Source organism: Arthrobacter sp. BG3 (genome assembly GCF_056680185.1).
Window position 1 is genome coordinate 1,761,889 of sequence record NZ_CM155270.1, and the last position, 20,227, is coordinate 1,782,115.

At 68.5% G+C, this 20,227-nt stretch carries 15 protein-coding genes; 3 read left to right on the forward strand and 12 right to left on the reverse strand.

Annotated features, from left to right (window positions below; genetic code table 11):
* Positions 1–5: 5 nt before the first annotated feature.
* The 12 genes from AC1MFL_RS07790 to AC1MFL_RS07845 form a co-directional block, all read right to left on the reverse strand.
* Positions 6–1,229: an MFS transporter gene (locus AC1MFL_RS07790; protein WP_479814549.1), complete on the reverse strand. Its 1,224-nt coding sequence runs from the start codon at positions 1,227–1,229 to the stop codon at positions 6–8.
* 47 nt (positions 1,230–1,276) lie between these two features.
* Positions 1,277–2,110, reverse strand: a complete 834-nt coding sequence (gene narI / locus AC1MFL_RS07795; protein WP_479814551.1) for a respiratory nitrate reductase subunit gamma — start codon at positions 2,108–2,110, stop codon at positions 1,277–1,279.
* Positions 2,111–2,112: 2 nt separating this feature from the next.
* On the reverse strand, positions 2,113–2,733 hold the full coding sequence (narJ, locus tag AC1MFL_RS07800) for a nitrate reductase molybdenum cofactor assembly chaperone (protein ID WP_479814553.1): 621 nt from the start codon (positions 2,731–2,733) through the stop codon (positions 2,113–2,115).
* The gene (gene narH, locus AC1MFL_RS07805; RefSeq protein ID WP_479814555.1) at positions 2,730–4,448 is read right to left on the reverse strand and encodes a nitrate reductase subunit beta; all 1,719 of its coding nucleotides are present in this window, start codon (positions 4,446–4,448) and stop codon (positions 2,730–2,732) included. Before narH ends, narJ begins: the two co-directional genes overlap by 4 nt.
* Entirely contained in the window at positions 4,448–8,158 is a 3,711-nt protein-coding gene (locus AC1MFL_RS07810; protein ID WP_479814557.1) for a nitrate reductase subunit alpha, read from the reverse strand. The genes narH and AC1MFL_RS07810 overlap by 1 nt, the downstream gene beginning before the upstream one ends.
* 111 nt (positions 8,159–8,269) lie before the next feature.
* Positions 8,270–9,019 carry a LamB/YcsF family protein gene (locus tag AC1MFL_RS07815; RefSeq protein ID WP_479814559.1) on the reverse strand — a complete coding sequence of 250 codons (750 nt, stop codon included), beginning with the start codon at positions 9,017–9,019 and terminating at the stop codon, positions 8,270–8,272.
* On the reverse strand, positions 9,010–9,858 hold the full coding sequence (locus AC1MFL_RS07820; RefSeq protein ID WP_479815380.1) for a hypothetical protein: 849 nt from the start codon (positions 9,856–9,858) through the stop codon (positions 9,010–9,012). Before AC1MFL_RS07820 ends, AC1MFL_RS07815 begins: the two co-directional genes overlap by 10 nt.
* Before the next feature lie 160 nt (positions 9,859–10,018).
* On the reverse strand, positions 10,019–11,392 hold the full coding sequence (locus AC1MFL_RS07825; protein ID WP_479814561.1) for an NAD-dependent succinate-semialdehyde dehydrogenase: 1,374 nt from the start codon (positions 11,390–11,392) through the stop codon (positions 10,019–10,021).
* Positions 11,393–11,658: 266 nt separating this feature from the next.
* On the reverse strand, positions 11,659–13,989 hold the full coding sequence (locus AC1MFL_RS07830; protein ID WP_479814562.1) for a glycoside hydrolase family 65 protein: 2,331 nt from the start codon (positions 13,987–13,989) through the stop codon (positions 11,659–11,661).
* Positions 13,990–14,063: 74 nt separating this feature from the next.
* On the reverse strand, positions 14,064–14,801 hold the full coding sequence (locus AC1MFL_RS07835; RefSeq protein ID WP_479814564.1) for an HAD family hydrolase: 738 nt from the start codon (positions 14,799–14,801) through the stop codon (positions 14,064–14,066).
* Between the two features lie 558 nt (positions 14,802–15,359).
* Complete coding sequence (locus AC1MFL_RS07840) at positions 15,360–15,986, reverse strand: alpha/beta hydrolase (protein WP_479814566.1); 627 nt, start codon at positions 15,984–15,986, stop codon at positions 15,360–15,362.
* 9 nt (positions 15,987–15,995) lie between these two features.
* Entirely contained in the window at positions 15,996–17,216 is a 1,221-nt protein-coding gene (locus AC1MFL_RS07845; RefSeq protein WP_479814568.1) for a beta-ketoacyl-[acyl-carrier-protein] synthase family protein, read from the reverse strand.
* Between the two features lie 356 nt (positions 17,217–17,572).
* Between AC1MFL_RS07845 and AC1MFL_RS07850 the strand changes: the two genes are divergently transcribed.
* The 3 genes from AC1MFL_RS07850 (at position 17,573) to AC1MFL_RS07860 (ending at position 20,225) form a co-directional block, all read left to right on the forward strand.
* Complete coding sequence (locus tag AC1MFL_RS07850; protein ID WP_226759824.1) at positions 17,573–17,836, forward strand: DUF6458 family protein; 264 nt, start codon at positions 17,573–17,575, stop codon at positions 17,834–17,836.
* A gap of 602 nt (positions 17,837–18,438) precedes the next feature.
* On the forward strand, positions 18,439–19,242 hold the full coding sequence (locus AC1MFL_RS07855; protein WP_479814570.1) for a DeoR/GlpR family DNA-binding transcription regulator: 804 nt from the start codon (positions 18,439–18,441) through the stop codon (positions 19,240–19,242).
* Positions 19,239–20,225 carry a 1-phosphofructokinase family hexose kinase gene (locus tag AC1MFL_RS07860; protein WP_301225374.1) on the forward strand — a complete coding sequence of 329 codons (987 nt, stop codon included), beginning with the start codon at positions 19,239–19,241 and terminating at the stop codon, positions 20,223–20,225. The genes AC1MFL_RS07855 and AC1MFL_RS07860 overlap by 4 nt, the downstream gene beginning before the upstream one ends.
* Positions 20,226–20,227: the final 2 nt, after the last annotated feature.

The following is a 20,227-nucleotide window of genomic DNA, read 5'->3' on the forward strand; positions in this document are numbered from 1 at the left end:
TCCGGCTAGGCGGCCGCGACCTCCGCCTTCGCCCGGCCCGGCATGACAAAGACGGTGAAGGCCAGCGCGGCAAGCGCCGTGACCACAAGCAGCATCAGCCCGATCGAGTAGCTGTGCGTGGCGGCGTCATACGTCGCTCCCATGACCAGCGGCGGAAAATAGCCGCCCAGTCCCCCGGCCGCGCTGACCACGCCGCTGATGCTGCCGACTTTCCCGGGAGGGGCGAGCACACCGACCCAAGCGAACACCCCGCCCGTTCCGAGTCCCAGGGCCGCCGCCATGGCGACGAACGTCAGCCCGGCGGGGACTTCCCCGTCGGGCTGCAGGTTCACCGCCCAAGCGAGGACCGCGACGCCCGTCAGTGAGGTGATCACGACGGGTTTGGGACCGAACCTGTCCGCGAGCACGCCGCCCACGGGCCGTGCCAGCACGGCCGCCAGTGCGAAGCCGGCGGTGCGCGCCCCGGCGCCGCTTGGATCGAAGCTGTAGACGTCCCTGAGGTAGGTGGGCAGGTAGGTGGCGAAAGAGACGAAGCCGCCGAAGACCACGGCGTAGAGGAAGCACATTTTCCAGGTGACCGGGGTCTTCGCGGCGTCAACCAGTTTGGGCAGGACGGGGAGGCTGTTGCGGGTCCAGCCAGGGGCTTCCTTCATTCGGAACCAGACCAGGGCCGCCATGCCGGCCAGGATCGCGGCGATCAGCAGGTGAGTGGGGAAGTATCCGATCGCCGCGACCAGCCGCGGGTTCAGGAACGCGGCCAGCGCCGTGCCGCCCATCCCGGCGCCGAAGACGCCGGTGGCGAAGCCGCGCCGGGACGGCTCATACCAGGCGCTGACAAAGGGGATCCCGACGGCGAAGACCGTTCCGGCGACGCCCAGCAGCAGCGCGGAGGACAGCACCAGGGCGAAGGAGCGCATGGTGCCGCCGACCGCCACGAGCAGGATCGGCACGATGGACGCCAGCAGCACGAAGGTGAACATCGCCCGGCCTCCGTATTTGTCCGTCAGGGCGCCGACGACGATCCTGCCCAGCGAGCCGACGAACACCGGCATGGCGACGAGCACGCCGGTGGTGGCCGGATTCAGCTGCAGGTTCTGTGTGTAGAAGGCTCCGAGGGTGGCCACGGAGTTCCAGGCCCAGAACCCCACCACCGACGCCGAAGTGGCGAGGACGAGGTTGAGTGTCCGCCCGGCGGGGGCGGCCGAATGAAGGGGCACGGATCCGGCCACAGGTTTCCTTTCAGCTCGACGTTCTCTGGGGCGGGCTTCCGCCCGGTTCAGCGGTTCCGGGTGTCCCGGTCGCGGGTTCCGACGGCAGACCAGCCGCGGCGGGCGGCGGTGCCGGAGGACCGCGCCGCCGCGGCGCCTGCCCGGCTGCCGTCCCGGTCCCTGTCACGGGAACGGTAGACGATGTAGGGACGGAAGAGGTAGTGGAACGGGGCGGTGAAGGCATGGACCAGCCGGGTGAAGGGCCAGATCACGAAGAGCGCCATGCCCACCAGGGTGTGCAGATGGAAGGAGAACGGCGCGGCCGCCATCGCCCCAAGATCCGGCTGGAACACGAACAGGGAACGGAACCACGGGGCGACGGTCTCGCGGTAGTTGTGCCCGTGCTCGCCCTCGAAGACACTGGCCAGGGTGGTCCACAGGCCGAACACAATGGCTGCGGTGAGCACCACGTACATGGTCTTGTCGTTCCTGGTGGTGGCCATGAAGACCGGCCCGGTGGTGCGGCGGCGGTAGATCAGCAGGAGGATCCCGCCCAGGGTCCCCACCCCCGCGATCCCGCCCACCAAGAGCGCGTTGAAGTGGTAGAACTCCTGGCTCATCCCCACGGCCTGGGTCCAGGCCATCGGAATGACCAGGCCGAAGAAGTGGCCCGCGATCACGGCGAGGAGGCCAAAGTGGAACAGCGGTGAGGCGATCCGCAGCAGCCGGGACTCGTAGAGCTGGGAGGATCTGGTGGTCCAGCCGAACTGGTCGTATTTGTAGCGCCAGAGAAGCCCGCCGACCAGGACAACGACCATCACGTACGGGAGCACGCCCCAGAGCACGATGTCCAGTGCGGAGATGTCGAGGACCGATCCGGACGCGGCTTCGGATGCGAGCATGGTCAGGCCCCCTTCACGGGCAGCAGGCGCGGATCATAAGGGTCCAGGCCCACCGCTTCGGTGGGTGGGCCGTAGCCGGCCATCCGCATCACGGCCTGCTCGTCGGCCGGGGATTTCCCGGGCAGGGTGGCGCAGACCGCCTGCAGGATGCGGGCGTGCGGAAGCCCGTCCCGGAGCAGCCCGAAGCGGAGCATTTCCAGACTGGCCCGGAAGCGGGTCAGCAGCTCGCGGCCGGCGGCGAGGTCCACCCGGGCGGCATATTCGAGGACCATCGGCAGGTAGTCGGGCAGTTCCCCGTGCGTGTCCACCAGGATGTCGCTTTGCCGGTAGGTCTTCTTGAAGTTGCCCAGGACTTCGCCGCGGCGCCGCGTGTCCCCGTCCGTCCAGTAGGACAGGTGCAGGGCGTGGCGTTTGCCGAGGTCGAACTCGCGCACGTAGTGGGCCTGGCTGTCCATCGGCGGGGTGGATTCCAGCGCGCCCAGCACCTCCCGGAAGTCCTCGACGGCGCCGGGGAACTCGCCGAGCGCCGCGCGCATGAGCGGCACCCGTTCGATGAGGTCCTCGTCCGGGTAGGACAGGCACCAGGCGGCCGCGAGGTAGATGACCTGTTCGCGCCGGCTCACGGCTGGTCCCCTGGCCGGCTGCGTGGAGCAGGAGCGGGGGCGGCCGGCGTCCCCGGGAGGACGGCCTTCTCCGGGAACAATCCCGGCGGCGCCCCGGTGCCGTCCCAGTTCAACAGGTTAACGCGTCCCCGGAGGGTTGTTTCGCCGGGAGCCTCGTCTGAGGTCTGCCGGTCCCGGAGGGCGTTGAAGGTTTCCACCGCCACCGGGACAGGCCTGCCGCTGGCCTCGCCGAACGGGGAGGAATCCTGCATTCCCGGGCCGCCCTCGAAGTCCAGCGAGCAGCCCATTTCCTCCAGGTCATGGGCCTGTTCCACATGGGCTTTGGGGATGACGTAGCGCTCCTCGTACTTCGCGATCGCCATTAGCCGGTACATCTCGTACATGGTCTGCCCGTCCATGCCCACGGCTTCGGGGATGGAATCGTCGGGGTCGTTGCCCATGGTGATGCCGCGCATGTAGGAGCGCATCGCCGCGAGTTTCTTCAGCACCGTGGTGACCCGGTCCGCGTCCCCGGCGGTGAAAAGCTCCGCAAGGTATTCCACCGGGATGCGCAGCGCGTCGATGGCGCCGAAGAGGTTGCCGGCGTCCTCGCCGTCGTGCCCCTGGTCCCGCAGCAGGTCCACCACGGGTGAGAGCGGCGGCACGTACCAGACCATCGGCATGGTCCGGTATTCGGGGTGCAGCGGCAGGGCGACCTTGTAGACCTTGGCCAGGGCGTAGACCGGCGAGCGCCGGGCGGCGTCGATCCAGTCCTCCGGGATGCCCTGGGCCCGGGCGTCGGCCTGGACGGCGGGGTCGTTCGGGTCCAGCAGCACATCCATCTGGGCGTCGTAGAGTTCCTGGGGATCAGTGACGGCGGCCGCAGCGGTGACGGCGTCGGCGTCGTACAGGAACAGCCCCAGGTACCGCAGCCGGCCCACGCAGGTTTCCGAGCAGACCGTCGGCAGCCCCACCTCCACCCGCGGGTAGCAGAAGGTGCACTTCTCGGCCTTCCCGGTCTTGTGGTTAAAGTAGATCTTCTTGTAGGGGCAGCCGGTGACGCACTGCCGCCAGCCGCGGCACTTGTCCTGGTCCACCAGCACGATCCCGTCCTCCACCCGCTTGTAGATCGCGCCGGAGGGGCAGGAGGCCATGCAGGACGGGTTCAGGCAGTGCTCGCAGATCCGCGGCAGGTAGAACATAAAAGTCTGCTCGTAGGCGAACTTGATCTTGTCCTCGGACTCCCGCCGGACCTTCTCCACAATCGGGTCCAGGTGGCCGTACTCGGCGGAGCCGCCCAGATCGTCGTCCCAGTTCGCCGACCAGGTGATTTTGGTGTCCTCGCCGGTGATCAGGGACTTGGGCCGGGCCACGGGGAAATCGTCGCCCAGCGGCGCGTCCACGAGCGTCTTGTAATCGTAGGTCCACGGCTCGTAGTAGTCCTTGAGCTCGGGCTGGACCGGGCTGGCGAAGATCCCGAAGAGCTTCTTGACCCGGCCGCCCGCCTTGAGTACCAGTTTGCCGCGCTTGTTCAGCACCCAGCCGCCCCGCCACTTGTCCTGGTCCTCGTAGCGGCGCGGATATCCCTGCCCGGGGCGGGTTTCGACGTTGTTGAACCAGACGTATTCGGTGCCCGCACGGTTGGTCCAGGCCTGCTTGCAGGTCACGGAACAGGTGTGGCAGCCGATGCATTTGTCCAGGTTCATGACCATGCCCATTTGAGCCATTACACGCATCAGTACTGCACCTCCTGGGAACGACGGCGGACGGTGGCAACCATGTCGCGCTGGTTTCCGGTGGGGCCAAGGTAGTTGAACGCGTAGGCCAGCTGGGCGTAGCCGCCGATCAGGTGCGAGGGTTTGACCAGCAGCCGGGTGACGGAGTTGTGGATGCCGCCGCGCCGGCCGGTCGCCTCGGACTTCGGCACGTCGATGGTGCGTTCCTGCGCGTGGTGGACGTAGACCACGCCGGCCGGCATCCGGTGGCTGACGATCGCCCGGGCCACCAGGACGCCGTTGGTGTTCAGGCATTCCACCCAGTCGTTGTCCCTGACCTTGATGGCTTCGGCGTCAGCGGGGCTCATCCAGACCGTCGGGCCGCCGCGGGACAGCGAGAGCATCAGCAGGTTGTCCTGGTATTCGGAGTGGATGGACCATTTGGAGTGCGGTGTCAGGTAGCGGACCACCACCTCCAGCTGCCCGTCCCGGCCGAGTTTGGGTTCGCCGAAGAGCCGGTGCATGTCCAGCGGCGGCCGGTAGATCGGCAGCGACTCGCCGATGTCGATCATCCAGTCGTGGTCAAGGAAGAAGTGCATCCGCCCGGTCAGGGTGTGCCAGGGCTTGAGCCGCTCCACGTTGATGGTGAAGGGGGCGTAGCGCCGGCCGCCCGTTTCGGAGCCGGACCACTCCGGCGAGGTGATGACCGGGACCGGGCCGGCCTGGGTCTGGGCAAAGGTGATGAACTTTTCCTCGGACCCTTCGGAGAGGTCCGCCAGCTTCCGGCCGGTGCGGACCTCCAGGTCCTTGAAGCCCTGCACGGAGAGCGCGCCGTTGGTGGTGCCGGAGAACGCCAGGATGGCCTCCGCCATTTTCGCGTCGGTGTCGATCGCGGGACGGCCGTCCGCGGCGCCGCCGAGCATCACGCCGTTGGAGCGGCTGAGCCGGTTCAGCGGGCCGGCGAGTTTGTAAGTGACGTTCTTGACCGTGAAGCCCAGCTTGTCGGCCAGCGGCCCGACGGCGGCCAGCTTGTCCGCGATGGCGGTGTAGTCCCGCTCCACCACGGAAAAGATGGGCATGTTCCGTCCCGGCACCGCGGGGATGGACGTGTCCCGCCAGTCCCGCACGATCCCGCCGGGCTGGGCGAGTTGTCCGGGGGTGTCGTGCTGCAGGGGCACGCTGACCAGGTCGCGGCGGACGCCCAGGTGGGTCTTGGCCTGCCGGGAGAACTCCTGGGCCAGCAGGTGGAACATGTCGAAGTCTGTTTTGGTCTCCCAGGGCGGGTCGATCGCCGGGGTGAAGGCGTGCACAAACGGGTGCATGTCGGTGGAGGACAGGTCGTGCTTCTCGTACCAGGTGGCAGCCGGGAACACGACGTCGGAGAGCAGCGTGGTGGAGGTCATCCGGAAGTCGGCGGAGACCAGCAGGTCCAGTTTTCCTTCCGGCGCCTGTTCGTGCCATTTCACATCGCGGGGCTTGAGGCCCTCGGCGTGGTCCTTGCCCAGGACGTTGTTGTGGGTGCCCAGCAGGTTCCGGAGGAAGTACTCGTTGCCCTTGGCCGAGGAGCCGAACAGGTTGGAGCGCCACAGCACGAGGGTCCGCGGCCAGTTCTCCGGGGCGTCCACGTCCTCGATTGCCGGGTTCAGGGTGCGGTTCTTGAGCGCGTCCGCGATGTAGCTGGGGGTGTCTTCCGCGGTTCCGGCGGCGACGGCGGCCTCCGCCTCGTCGGCGAGGTCCAGCGGGTTGCGGTCGAACTGCGGGTAGAACGGCATCCAGCCCAGCCGGGCCGACTGGGCCAGTGCGTCCGCGGTGTGCATGCCGTCCAGGGCTCCGGTGGACAGCGGTGACTTGAGTGCGTCCGCGGAGTAGCCGTCCTGCCGCCACTGGTCCGTGTGCATGTACCAGTAGCCGGTGCCGATCATGGTCCGCGGCGGGCGGGACCAGTCCAGCGCATTGGCCAGCGACACCCAGCCGGTGGCCGGCCGGGTCTTTTCCTGCCCGACGTAGTGCGCCCAGCCGCCGCCGTTGCGGCCCATGCAGCCGGTCAGCATCACGAGCGCCAGGACCGCCCGGTAGGTGGCGTCGCCGTGGAACCACTGGCAGATCCCGGCGCCCATGATGATCATGGAGCGGCCCTTGGACTCCTCGGCGTTCCGGGCGAACTCCCGCGCCACCCGGATGCAGGCCTGGGCGGGGACGGACGTGATCTCGGCCTGCCAGGCCGGGGTATAGGGCGTCGCGGCGTCGTCATAGCCGGCGGCCCACTCCCCCGGGAGCCCGTCCCGTCCCACACCGTACTGGGCCAGCATGAGGTCGAACACGGTGGTGACCAGCTGGCCCTCCACCTCGATGACAGGCACCCCGCGCCGGAGCACACTGCCGGTGCCGTCCGCCTGCTCGAAGCACGGAAGCAGGATCTCGGCGCTCGCCGCGGAGACCTCGCGCAGCGACAGCGCCGGCTCGATCCCTTCGAGGTCCAGGTTCCATTTGCCCTCGCCGCTGCCGGAATAGCGGAATCCCATGGAGCCGTTGGGCACGGCCGGACGCCCGGCCTTCTTGTCGAACAGCACGGTGCGGAACGCCGCGTCCTCGGCCAGGGACTCGGCGGGGATGTACTGGGCGGTGAGGAACTTCGACGGGGTGAGGGAGCCGTCGTCGCGCCGTTCCAGCCGGACCAGGAACGGCAGGTCCGTGTACTGGCGGACGTAGTCGGAGAAGAACGGGACCTCGCGGTCGACGAAGAATTCCTTGAGCATGACGTGCCCCATCGCCATGGCCAGCGCGGCGTCCGTTCCGGCCTGGGCGGGGAGCCATTCGTCGGCGAATTTCGTGTTGTCAGCGTAGTCCGGGCTGACCGTGACCACCTTGGTGCCGCGGTACCGCACCTCGGCCATCCAGTGCGCATCCGGGGTCCGGGTGACGGGGACGTTGGAACCCCACATCATGAGGTAGCCGGCGTCCCACCAGTCGCCGGATTCCGGGACGTCGGTCTGGTCCCCGAAGACCTGCGGGCTGGCCACGGGCAGATCCGCGTACCAGTCGTAGAAGGAGGTCATCACCCCGCCGATCAGCTGGATGAAGCGGGCCCCGACCGCGTGCGAGACCATGGACATCGCGGGAATCGGCGAGAAGCCGGCGCAGCGGTCCGGCCCGTAGGTCTTGATGGTGTTCACGTGGGCGGCGGCCGCGATCTCGATCGCTTCCTGCCAGGACACCCGCACCAGGCCGCCTTTGCCGCGGGCCTGCTGGTAGCGGCGGCGGCGTTCCGGGTCCCCCGCGACGTCGGCAAAGGCCAGCACCGGGTCGCCAAGCCGGGCCTTGGCCTCGCGGTACATCTCGACGAGGACACCCCGCGCGTACGGGAACCGGACGCGCGTGGGCGAGTAGGTGTACCAGGAAAAGGCCGCCCCGCGCGGGCAGCCTCTCGGTTCGTATTCCGGGCTGTCCGGACCCACTGAGGGATAGTCCGTCTGCTGGGATTCCCAGGTGATGATGCCGTCCTTGACGTACACCTTCCAGGAACATGAGCCGGTGCAGTTCACCCCGTGGGTGGAGCGGACCACCTTGTCGTGGCTCCACCGGTCCCGGTAGAAGATATCGCCCTTGCGGCCACCCTCCCGGAACACCGCCCTGCCGTCCTCGGTCTGGTCCCATTTCGTGAAGAAACGGCCCAGCTTCAACATTGCGTCCGAGGCGGGTCCATCTAACCCCGCGGGGCCTCCGGCAGTCATGCCCTCAAGCTATGGGCCATACTTGGGCCCCGATAGGGCCTTACGGCACTGGGCAGGAGCCGTGCGGGCGGAGTAACTTAACGCGCTGGTCAGGCGGGGCTCAGACGGGGCTCAGGCGAAGCTCTCCAGCTCCACACCTGCGCTCTCGAGGGCCGCGCGGATAGCGGCGGCGCTGGCGACGGAACCGGGAGCGTCGCCGTGGATGCACAGCGAGTGCGGTTCGATCCGGAGTACGGTCCCGTCCACGGCCTCGACTTCGCCTTTAGTCGCAAGGCGCACGGCGCGTTCGGTGATCTGGCCGACGTCGTGCAGCTGGGCGCCGTCCTGCGAGCGCGGCATCAGGGTGCCGTCGGGCAGGTAGGCGCGGTCGGCGAAGGCTTCGGCGAAGACCGGGTGGCCGGCCTCCTGGGCGATGCCGAGCAGGGCGGAGCCCGGGAAGCCCAGCACGGGAAGTCCCGGATCGTAGGCCTGGATGGCGGCGACGACGGCGGAGGCCTGCTCGGCGTCGCGCACTGTCCGGTCGTAGAGCGCCCCGTGCAGTTTGATGTAGTCCACCGAGGCCCCGACGGCGTGCGCCACCCCGTCCAGGGCGCCGAGCTGGTACAGCACGGCGCCGAAGAGATCGTCGAAGGTGATGTCCATGGCCCGGAGGCCGAACCCGGCGAGGTCCGGGTAGCCGAGATGCGCGCCCACGCGGACGTCGAGCTCGTAGGCCGCCCGGCAGGTGTCCAGCATGGTCACCGGGTCCCCGGCGTGCAGCCCGCAGGCCACGCTGGCGCTTGTGACCAGCGGGAACATCGCGGCGTCGTCGCCCATGGTCCAGGTCCCGAAGGACTCACCCAGGTCAGCGTTCAGATCCAAAACGTGCCGCCTGCGTTTGCTTTTTTGTCTTTGGCGTCCTTGGGGTCCCGGCCGTGCACTGCCGCCGGGGATTCGGCCTCCGCCATGGCCCCCAGTTCTCCGGGGATAATCAGCGGCATCGGGCCGAAGGCCTCCTTGGCGTTCGCGACCACGGCGCGGCCCATGATCCGGTTGCCCACGCCGCCGACGACGGCGCCGATGCCGAACGGCAGCGCACGCCCCAGCAGGGCCGTACCCTGCTTTTTCAGCAGGGTCCGCAGGAACATCGTCTGCATCCGTTCCCGCACGGAACCAAAGCCGGCCAGCGGGGCCCGGCGGGCGAAGAGCGAACCCCAGGCCTGCGTGGGGCCCTTGCCCTGCCCCGCGGCCTGCCCGCTCAGCGAGCTCAACAGTGCGGTGCCCTCCTCGCCCAGCATGATCGCCATGACCAGGGTGCTGGCCCGCTCGGGATCCACCATCCGGACGCCGTGGAGTTCCGCGAGGGACGTTGAGAAGAGGGCGGTGGCTTCGAGGAAGCCAACGGTGGCGGCCGCCGAGAGGCCGAGCGCTGCTGCCGTCCCGACGCCGGGAATCACGGCCGCTCCGCCCACGAGTGCGCCGCCGCCGGTGACGGCGATGATGTAGTCCCGCTCCAGCGTCGCGGCGAGCTGCGCCGCTGTGGCGTTCGGGTGCTTCCGCTGGAGCCTGCGAAGATTCGCGAGCACCAGCGGGCGCTGGACTTCAACAGCCCGGAGCAGCACGTTGTGGACGCCCGGCTTGGGCTTGCCCTGGGCGTCGAACATCGCGTTGTGTGCTGACTGCTGGGCAATTCGCATTGCCGGGTTGCTTCGCTTGGCCATCATCGCCTTTCCCTGAACCGTAAGTGTGCTGAGCTTCATCCTGGGTTAACACTAGGGCACGGGCCCGCCCGCCCGCTCCCGGGCAGGCACGGGAGCGGGCGGTTGGGGGCGGACGAGCGTCGCGCATTCACCCCCAACTGCCCGCAGGATCCCGCCTTATTTAGCGCGGGGTCCGGATGAGCTTCTTGTTGACGAACTCATTCATGCCGAACCGTGCCAGCTCGCGCCCGACGCCGGAGCGCTTAACTCCGCCGAACGGCAGGTCCGCCTGGGTTTCGGCCACGGAGTTGATGAACACCATGCCCGTGTCCAGCCGGTCCGCCACGGCCTTGGCCTTCTCGGTATCGGTGCTGAAGACCGCGCCGCCGAGGCCGTACGGGGAGCCGTTGGCCAGCTCGATGGCTTCCTCCACGCTGGCGACCTTGTAGATGACCGCCGCCGGGCCGAACAGTTCTTCCGAGAACGCCCGCATTCCCGGGGTCACATCGGTCAGCACGGTGGGCTCGACGTAGGCGCCGGGGCCCTCCACGTGGTGTCCGCCGGTCCGCAGGGTGGCGCCCTTGTCCACGGCGTCCTGGATCTGTTCGACCAGGCCGTCGGCGGCGCTCTGCGAGGAGAGCGGGCCGAACCGCGTGTCAGCCAGCAGCGGGTCGCCGGGCTTGATCGCGGACATCCTGGCGGTGAACTTCTCCACGAACGAGTCATAGAGGTCCTCGAGGATGATGAAGCGTTTCGAGGCCGTGCAGGCCTGCCCGGCGTTTCCCATCCGCCCGCTGACCGCCGCCTTGACGGTGGCGTCGAGGTCACCGGAGTCCAGGACGATGAAGGGATCGCTTCCACCGAGTTCCAGCACGTACTTCTTCAGGTTCCGGCCGGCCACCTCGGCAACCGCCGAGCCGGCCCGCTCGCTGCCGGTCAGTGAGACACCCTGGACGCGGTCATCAGCGATGACCTCGGCAACCTGCTCATTGCTCAGGAACAGGTTGATGTAGGCGCCCTCGGGGAGTCCGGCATCCTTGAAGATCTGCTCGATGGCGAGGGCAGACTGCGGGCAGCTGCCGGCGTGCTTGAGCAGGATGGTGTTGCCGAGGATCAGGTTGGGGGCCGCGAACCGCGCCACCTGGTAGTAGGGGTAGTTCCACGGCATGATGCCCAGGAGCGGCCCCACCGGCGCGGAGCGGACAATGGCCTCTCCGCCGCCCTTGACGTTGAGCACTTCGTCCTGGAGGAAGGCCGGGCCTTCTTCCGCGTAGTACGAGTAGATGTCGGCCACGAGGCCCACTTCGCCCCGGGACTGGGCGAGGGGCTTGCCCATCTCCGTGGCAATCAGCCGGGCCAGTTCGTCGCGGCGTTCCCGGTACAGTTCGGCCACGCGGGCGATTACCTTGGCCCGCGCCTCCACCGGCGCCGTCTGCCAGTCCCGGAAGGCATTCTTCGAGGCCGCGAGCGCGTGCTCGACCTCGCCCGCGGTAGCGAGCGGGAATTCCTTCAACGTTTCTCCGGTCGCGGGGTTCACTGTCTTGTAGGCAGTCATTAATCCACCATCTCCGATTCTGGGTAGTCGAGCTCAATCAGGCCGGCGGCCGCCGCCGCGTGGTGGCGGCAAGGCGACTTTCCGGGCCCAGTACGTCGGAACGGGCTGCCCCGATAAGGTGGCCCGTCCCACTAGGCGGCAACCCGGACGCCCCGCCGCCTATTCCATCGGACGCTCCGCGGCGGGAAAACCAACGCGGGGTCACCAAGCGCCCATGCCGGTGTGGATCATGGGCGCTAGGTGACCCCGCGTTGGTCTGGCGGAGGTTAGACCGCGGCGCGCACGATCGGGATCGACGCCGTCGGAAGTCCGCTCGGGAAGATGGTCGGCTCCGGTGTCGCCACCGGTGCCAGCTGAACCCGCACCGTGTCGCCGTCGACCGTGAGCAGCTCGCCGCGCACATCGACCTCCAGCGGTGCGCCCTTCCGCACGGTCAGGCTGATGGCGCCCTGTTCGAGGTCGAGCTCCAGCAGCCGGCCCTGGATCTTCAGGTGGAAGGACAGCCCGTCCCATTCGGAGGGCAGCCGCGGGTCGAAGTACGGCACCGCACCCTGGTCGCGCAGGCCCGCGAAGCCGCTGACCAGCGAGCTCCACACGCCGCCGGTGGAGGCGATGTGCACGCCGTCGATCGTGTTGCCGTGGGTGTCGTCCAGGTCGATGAAGAGCGCGTGCGTGAAGTGCCCCAGCGCCGCGTCCGCGTAGCCGACCTCAGCGGCCATGATGCCCTGCACGCAGGCGGACAGGGTGGAATCGCCGGTGGTGATCGGATCGTAGAAGTCGAACGCGCGGCGCTTTTCCTCGGCGGTGAAGTCCTGCCACTGCAGGAACATGGCCAGCACGCTGTCCGCCTGCTTGAGGACCTGGTGGCGGTAGATCACCAGCGGGTGGAAGTGCAGCAGCAGCGGGTACTTCGAACGGGGCGTGGCCCAGTCCCACGGTTCCAGGGTCATGAAGTCGTTGTCCTGCGAGTACACCTGGAGGTCCTCGTCGTAGGGCAGCTGCATCCGGTTGGCGGCCTGCTCCCAGAGCTGGCGTTCGGCGTCGTCGATCCCCACATGGTCCAGGGCAGCCGCCGCGCGCAGGTTAAACCGGGCCATGACGTTGGTGTACAGGTTGTCATTGACGACGGCGGTGTACTCGTCCGGGCCGGTCACGCCGTGGATGTGAAAGAGGCCGTCCTTGCCGAAGAAGCCCAGGGAGACCCACATCCGTGCGGTCTCGATCAGCAGTTCGGAGCCCAGGGATTCCTGGAATGCATGGTCGCCGGTGGCCCAGATGTAGCGGTTGGTGGCGAAAGCGATGGCGGCGGCGATGTGGAACTGCGCCGTGCCGGCGGCGTAGTAGGCGCTGGCTTCGAGTCCGTTGATGGTGCGCCACGGGAAGAGGGCGCCGTCCACGCTGAGTTCCTCGGCGCGGACCTTGGCCTCGGGGAGCATGTCGTGGCGGAACTCAAGGACCTGGCGGGCGTTGCCCGGGCTGGTGTACGTCAGGTACGGCATCAGGTACACCTCCTGGTCCCAGAAGTAGTGCCCGTCGTAGCCCGAGCCGCTGACGCCCTTGGCCGGGATGCCGGCAACGTCGGCGCAGGCCGTGGCCTGGGCCAGCTGGAAGAGGTTCCAGCGGACGGCCTGCTGGAGTTCGGTCTGGCCGGCCAGGACGATGTCGCTCGTGGTCCAGTACTCGCGGTAGTGCGCCGCGCTTTCGGCGAAGATCTCCGCGAGCGGCCTAAGGCCTGCCTCCGCGTCGTCGGCGAGGTCCTCGGATGACTGCCCGACGGCGTAGCTGACGCTCTTCTCGAGGAGGAACGGCTCGTCGGCGCCGACGGCCAGGACGTAGCGGACGCTGCTGTCGTCCTCGTGCACCTGGGTGTCGAAGGGCTGCACCCCGGCGTTCGTCCAGTGGTCCACGGCCAGGCCGATGCGCTGCTTGGATTCCGCGGTCTCCCAGGACAGGCGCAGCGAGCCGTCGCCGCCGTCGAGCCGGATGGGAAGCAGCACCCGGCCGGCGTGCCGGCCGGCACGGCGCGGGTCATGGGCCGAGTGGTCATCCACCGCCTGGTCCTGGCGGTTGATCACCGAGGAGGTCACATCCGCGGAGATGTCACGGTCCGCGGCGAGTTCCAGCGAGATGCCGAGCGCACCGCGGGACTCGTAGCCGACGGCGCGGCGTTCGGTGGTGGTGACGGTGGCGCCGGAACGGCACAGCCAGGTGATCCGGCATTCGTAGACGCCGGTGGCGAAGTCGACGCTGCGCCGGTAGTCCAACACGGTGGATTCGTCCAGGCTGAGGGTCTCGCCGTCGATGACCACGGTGAAGTTGTTGGCATCCGGGATATAGAGGATCCGCTGGCCGGTGCGGGCAAAGCCATAGGCGTTCTCCGCGTGTTTGATGTCCCAGGTCTCATGGAAGCCGTTGATGAAGCTGCCCGGAAGATCGGCGTCGGCGGCCGACCAGTGGGCGCCGCGGATTCCGAGGTGGCCGTTGCCCAGGCTGAAGAGCGTCTCCAGCGTGCCGGCGTTGCCGGGGAGGTGGACGGTCTCGACCAGCTGCCAGGGGTCGTTGGGGAACCGTGCTCGGTCCGAGGTGATAAGAGCCATGGTGGGGTTTCCTTCAGGCGGTAAAGTCTTGCGGTGAAAAGCGTTCGCTGGGGGCAGTGCGGGCGGAAGCCGGGCTAGAGGAGCTCGTCGAGGTCATTGACCACGAGGGTGGCACCGGCGTCCAGCAGGGTCTGCCGGCCCGCGCCGCGGTCCACGCCGATCACCGAGTGGAAGCTCCCGGCACGTCCGGCATGGACCCCCGAGACCGCGTCCTCGATGACGACGCAGTCCTCGCTGGGCAGGCCCAGGAGCCGGGCCGCGTACTCGTAGGTCGCCGGGCTGGGCTTGCCGGGCAGCCCCTCGGCGACGGCGACGACGCCGTCGACCACCACCGGGAAGTAGTCGGAGAGTCCTGCGGCCTTGAGGACGGCCGGGGCGTTGCGGGAGGAGGAGACGACGGCGACCTTGAGTCCGCGGGCCAGTGCGGCATCGATGAAGCGCACGGAGCCTTCGTAGGGTTTGACGCCGCCGGCCTCGACGATGTCATTGAAGACCTTGTTCTTGCGGTTGCCCAGGCCGTGGACGGTGTTGTGCGCCGGGTCATCATCCAGCGGGCCCTCCGGCAGGACGATGTTCCGGGAGGCCAGGAAGTCGCGGACGCCGTCGAAGCGCGGCTTCCCGTCGATGTGGTCGAAATAGTCGCTTTCCCGGTAGCCGGGTACCCCGGGCACGGTCGCGAGGAATCCGTCGAAGAGTTCCTGCCAGGCGCGCTCGTGCACGATTGCGGTGGGGGTCAGGACGCCGTCGAGGTCAAAGAGGATAGCGGCGGCCCCGGTCCAGCTCGACGGGGTGCTGTTGGGAAGCTCAGTCATGGATCGGTTGTCCTTTCAGACAGCGGTAGCGAAGTGGGCGGGGCGCGTGGGCGGGCCGGCGGCGGGAGGCGCAGCGGAGCGGGGCAGCCCCGGAGGTTTCCGGGCCGCGGGAGTGCCGCGGCCACCGGGCCGGGCGCTGTTCAACGCCGGCGGCGGGTGTTCCTGCGATCAGCCTGTTTGGTCTCCAGCACGTGGCTGGATGGGGGATGTGGAAGTCCGTGGCCGTGGAGTCTTTCAATCAGCAATCTGGGTGCAATCGCGCCTTGCTGGGCGGCTGGCCGGGAGACGTTCGGCGGGTTCCGGAGGGGCCGGGAGATGGTGTTCCGGAGGGGCCGGGGGACGGTGCAGATGGATAGTGCGGCGGCCTCCTGAATGGTGGCACGCGGCGTCCTGGCCTGCAGCACGGGCTCAGCCCTTTCTTCCCCCTGAAGTAGTGGGCCGTGAACATGGCCAACGTCAATTCTAAACGCTGACAAAATCGGCGCGCAACTGGATAAAAAAACCGGGGCCCTTCGACCCTGTCTCGCGGGCTCGCCGCGGGCTAGGGCCCCTGCCTGTTCAGCCGTTCTGGCGCAGCACGTAATGGCGGAGGAAGGCGCCGACGTCCACCAGTTCGGCCGCCGAGATGGCGTGGCCCATTCCGGGGTAGGTCCGCGCCGTGAGCTGCGTGTGCTCGTGGAGCCATTCCTCGGTGTGGTCCGTGGCGGCGTCGTTGATCACCAAGTCCTCCCGGTCCCGGCCCCAGAAGAAGGGCGGCCGGGAGTCGAACGATTCGCTCATCGCCAGGAGTTCGTTCTCCAGGACAAACCCGGACAGCCCCACGACGGCCTGGAACTGCGCCGGCCGCAGCCGCAGCAGGGTGGTGGCCATGGCCATGCCCTGGGAGTAGCCGAGCAGGCTGACGCTGCTGTGCTGGGCTTTGACGGATTCGATCCAGTTGAAGACCGCGTTGGTGGAGGAGATGACGTCGGCGAAGTCATGGGTCAGGAAGTAGTCCAGCAGGAACCAGCCGTAGCCGTCCCCGATCACCTTGGGGCCGCGCAGCGCGGCGCAACTGAACCCGGCGGGCAGGCGGTCGAAGAGTTTCACCATCCGGGATTCATCCCGGCCGTAGCCGTGCATCATCACCAGCAGCGGAGTGCCGGCGCGTTCGTGTTCCGGCTTGGACCAGACGACTGTCTCCATCGGGACAGCCTAGCTTTCGGTGATCACCAGCGCGGTGCTGTGGCCGCCGAATCCGAAGGCATTGGTGATGCCCGCCCGGGCCGGCTGGCTCTCAACAGTCCTGTGGAGGAGGTTGAGGTCGATCCCGTCGTCCGGCCGGTCCAGGTTGCTGATGCCGGGAACCGCCCCGGTCTTCAGGGCCTGGATCATGACGATGGCTCCGAGCGCACCGGCGCCGCCGAGGAGGTGCCCGGTGAGGGATTTCGTGGACGTGACAGGAACCTGGGTGCCGAGCACGGCCTTGATCGCTTCCGCTTCCAGGCGGTCGCCGACCGGCGTGGAGGTTGCGTGCGCGTGGACCAAACCGATGTCGGCAGCACCCAGGCCAGCGGCCGCGATCGCTTTTTCCATCACCCGGCGCTGGGTGGCCGGATCGGCAGCGACGATGTCGACGGCGTCGGACGTCACCGCGGTCCCGGCCACGACGCCCAGGATTTCGGCCCCGCGGGCGCGGGCGTGGTCTTCACGTTCCAGGACCAGGACCGCGGCGCCTTCGGCCAGCACGAATCCGTCCCGGTCCCGGTCGAAGGGCCGGGAGGCGGCCTGCGGGTCCCCGTTGCGGGTGGACAGGGCCCTGATTTGCGCGAACCCGCTGACAATCAGGCCGTTGATGCAGGAATCCACGCCGCCGGCGATCACGACGTCCGCGGCGCCGGAACGGATCATGTCCGCCGCCTGCGAGATGGCTTCGGCCCCGGAGGCGCAGGCGCTCACCGGGGTGCGCGCACCGCCTTTGGCGCCGACGTCGATGGAGACCCAGGCCGCGGGGCCGTTGGCCATGATCCGGGTGAGGGTGTGCGGGGAGACCCTGCGCGGACCGCTGGCATCCAGCGTCCGGGTCTGCTCCAGGGTGGTGTCCAGGCCGCCGTAACCGGATCCGATCACCACCGCCAGGCGCTCCGGGTCAGGCTCCGGCCGGCCGGCCTGCGCCCACGCTTCACGGGCTGCGATCAGGGCCAGTTGCCCGCACCGGTCCATCCTCTTGTATTCGGGGATGGACAGGAGCGATGCGACGTCAACGCTCACGCGGCCGGCCATGCGGACGGGCAGCGGCTGGGCCCAGTCGTCGTCGAGGGGCACGATTCCGGAGCGCCCGGCCAGCAGCGCGGCCCGGGTCTCGGCCGCGGTGCCGCCAACTGGGGTCACCGCCCCCAGTCCGGTGACAACGACTCTGGGTGAACCTTCAGGCATGGGTAACCGGTATTTCTGTGAGACCTGCCGCGGACCCGCGGGATGTGCGGGGCGGGAAGGGTGCGGGAGCGGGCGGGGATGCGGGGTGCGGGCGGGGATGCGGGGGTGCGGGGGGGCTACAGCCGGGGCGGGGGCGGGGTGAGGTGCATGGAGCGCTACCGCGCTGCCCTCTTAAGAATACGTGCGATCGGCCGCGTCTGGCGGCCCGAAGGCGCGAGGTTAAGCCCCGGGCCGGGCAAGACTGACCGGTGTGGCGGCGCCCAGATCGTTGAAACAACACACACCGGGCTGTAGCGTGACGCTGGACAGCATGCTTAGTAATACCTATCCGTCATACCGGACACAAGGAGCAAGTCATGAGAATCGGTTCCGCCATCTTCCTCATCGCCCTCGGCGCCATCCTGGCGTGGGCCGTCACCCCCGGACTGATCCCCAATGTTGACCAGACCATGATCGGCTACATCCTGATGGCGGTGGGCGTGATCGGACTGATTGCATCCCTGGTCCTGGCCTCCCCGGGTCGCAGCCGCACCCGCCGGGTCAGCGAAACCCGCTCCGTCGTCGATCCCAACACCGGCGAGACCATCACCCGCAATGAGAGCCGCGACGCCGGCATCTAGTTCCACGGCGCCACAATGCACCGCGGCGCGCCGCCGCACGAACGACCCGGACGCCGGGCCGGACCCAGGGTCTGGCCCGGCGTCTGCCATGTGGGCAGCCCGGCCTTCCGCGCGGGCCCCCGGCCGCAACCCCGGAGAGCGCATGCCCAGCCCACGGAGCCGCGGCTGGACATAGTCCCAATATGCCCACTCCCCGGCGCGGACACTGGACATGCCCCCCGGCCTAGGGGCCCCCAGCACGCGCACGCTCCCCCGGCCGCAACCCCCCGAGAGCGCATGCCCAGCCCGCGGAGCCGCGGCCGGGCATAATCCCAATATGCCCACTCCCCGGCGCAAAGACTGGACATGTCCAGCAGCTCACCAGCCGCCCGCCCGCGCATGCCCAGCCCGCGGAGCCGCGGCTGGACATAGTCCCAATATGCCCACTCCTCACCCTGAACACTGGGCATGTCCCCCGGGAGGGGATGTGACTTTTCTGCGTTCATGTTGTTTTCCATTGACAAAGCCACAAATGCAAAGATAAAGTCAATCAACTCCACCATCTGTGATGGCAATCACGGGAGTGGCAGGAAGGCCCGCTGTACTGACGCAAGGGAGAGCCAGTGTTCGCCGAAGAACGCCAACAGCTGATCGTTGGGCTCATCACCGCCAGCGGCCGGGCCAGCGTCACGGACCTCGCCGAGCGTTTCAGCATCACCACCGAGACCGTCCGCCGGGACCTCGCAGCCCTCGAAGCCGCCGGCAGTGTGCGCCGGGTCCACGGCGGCGCCGTGTCCCCGGACCGCTTCAGCACCAACGAGGAAAGCATCCTGGTCCGGACCGACCAGCACCAGCCGGAAAAAACCCGGATCGCCGAAGCCGCCCTGGCGCTCATCCCGCAGGACCGGACCGGCAGCATCCTGATCGACGCCGGTTCCACCACCGAGTACCTCGCGGAGCTCCTCGCAGCCCGGACGGCAGCAACGGCGGCCATTTCAGGACCGGCTGCGGAACTCGTGGTCATCACCCACTCGCTGCCCGTCGCGGCCAGACTGTCCGGCGAACCCGGCATCGCCCTGCACCTGCTGGGCGGGAAGGTCCGCGGAATCACGCAGGCCGCCGTTGGCCAGTCCACCGTGGAAGCCGCCCGCCGGATCCGCCCGGACATCGCCTTCATCGGCACCAACGGCATCCACGCAGCCTTCGGGCTGAGCACACCCGATCCTGAAGAAGGCGCTGTCAAGGCTGCCTTCGTCCAATCAGCGCGCCGCATTGTGGTGCTGGCTGATGCCTCCAAGCTGGACACCGAAACACTGGTCCAGTTCGCCTCGTTGAAAGATCTGGACACCTTGATCACTGACACGAAACCCAGCCAGGAGCTGGCCGACGCCCTCGCAGATGCCGGAGTGGAGGTGGTGGTCGCATGATTGTCACCCTGACCGCCAACCCAAGCCTGGACCGCACCGTGGCGCTGCCCGGCCCGCTGCTCCGCGGCGAAGTCCAGCGGGCCGTCTCGGTCCGGCAGGAATCCGGCGGCAAGGGAGTCAACGTCTCCCGCGCCCTCGTCGCCTCCGGCCTGAAAACGGTCGCCGTCCTGCCCGGAGCCGAGGCGGACCCGGTCCTTGCCGGGCTCCGGGAAGGCGACGTCCCGTTTGCCGCCCTCCCGATTGGCGCGCCGCTGCGCAGCAATGTGGCGCTCACCGAGCCCGGGGGCGTCACCACCAAAATCAACGAACCCGGCCCGGTGCTGAGTGCGGACCAGCAGGAAGCCCTGATCGGGCTGCTGCTGGACCACTCCCGCGGCGCCAGCTGGGTTGTCCTGGCCGGCTCGCTCCCACCCGGGGTCCCGGCCGACTTCTACGCCACCGTCACCCGGCGGCTGCGCTCCATGGATCACGGCAACGAGGTCCCCCTCATCGCCGTCGATTCCTCCGGCGAACCGCTCGCCGCCGCGATCTCCGGCGACGCGCTGGGGAAACCGGACCTCCTCAAACCCAACGCCGAGGAACTGGTGGAACTGGCTGCCGCAGCCGGGTTCGCCACGCACAAATCCGCCGAGGAACTCGAAGCGGATCCGGAGGCTGCCGCGGTGGCCGCCGCCGCCGTCGTGCGGTCCGGAGTGGGTGCCGTGCTCGCAACGCTCGGCTCCAGGGGTGCGGTGCTTGTAACGGCCGACGGCGCGTGGCTGGCCACGCATCCGCCGGTTACTGCGGTGAGCACGGTGGGCGCCGGCGATTCCTCGCTGGCCGGCTACCTGCTCGCCTCCAGCCAGGGCGCCGCCCCGGCCGATTGCCTCCGACAGGCTGTGGCCCATGGTGCCGCCGCCGCTTCGCTGCCGGGCTCCACAGTCCCGGCGGTCCACCAAACCACCCCCGACGCCGTAACCATCACGGCCCTCCGGAAGGATTGACA

Coding starts and splice junctions, on each gene's coding strand:
- AC1MFL_RS07820 (WP_479815380.1), bottom strand. CDS start 9,858: ATGGCCAAGCGAAGCAACCCGGCAATGCGAATTGCCCAGCAGTCAGCA.
- AC1MFL_RS07840 (WP_479814566.1), bottom strand. CDS start 15,986: ATGGAGACAGTCGTCTGGTCCAAGCCGGAACACGAACGCGCCGGCACT.
- AC1MFL_RS07845 (WP_479814568.1), bottom strand. CDS start 17,216: ATGCCTGAAGGTTCACCCAGAGTCGTTGTCACCGGACTGGGGGCGGTG.
- AC1MFL_RS07860 (WP_301225374.1), top strand. CDS start 19,239: ATGATTGTCACCCTGACCGCCAACCCAAGCCTGGACCGCACCGTGGCG.
- AC1MFL_RS07850 (WP_226759824.1), top strand. CDS start 17,573: ATGAGAATCGGTTCCGCCATCTTCCTCATCGCCCTCGGCGCCATCCTG.
- narI (WP_479814551.1), bottom strand. CDS start 2,110: ATGCTCGCATCCGAAGCCGCGTCCGGATCGGTCCTCGACATCTCCGCA.
- AC1MFL_RS07810 (WP_479814557.1), bottom strand. CDS start 8,158: ATGACTGCCGGAGGCCCCGCGGGGTTAGATGGACCCGCCTCGGACGCA.
- AC1MFL_RS07825 (WP_479814561.1), bottom strand. CDS start 11,392: ATGACTGCCTACAAGACAGTGAACCCCGCGACCGGAGAAACGTTGAAG.
- AC1MFL_RS07835 (WP_479814564.1), bottom strand. CDS start 14,801: ATGACTGAGCTTCCCAACAGCACCCCGTCGAGCTGGACCGGGGCCGCC.
- AC1MFL_RS07830 (WP_479814562.1), bottom strand. CDS start 13,989: ATGGCTCTTATCACCTCGGACCGAGCACGGTTCCCCAACGACCCCTGG.
- narH (WP_479814555.1), bottom strand. CDS start 4,448: ATGCGTGTAATGGCTCAAATGGGCATGGTCATGAACCTGGACAAATGC.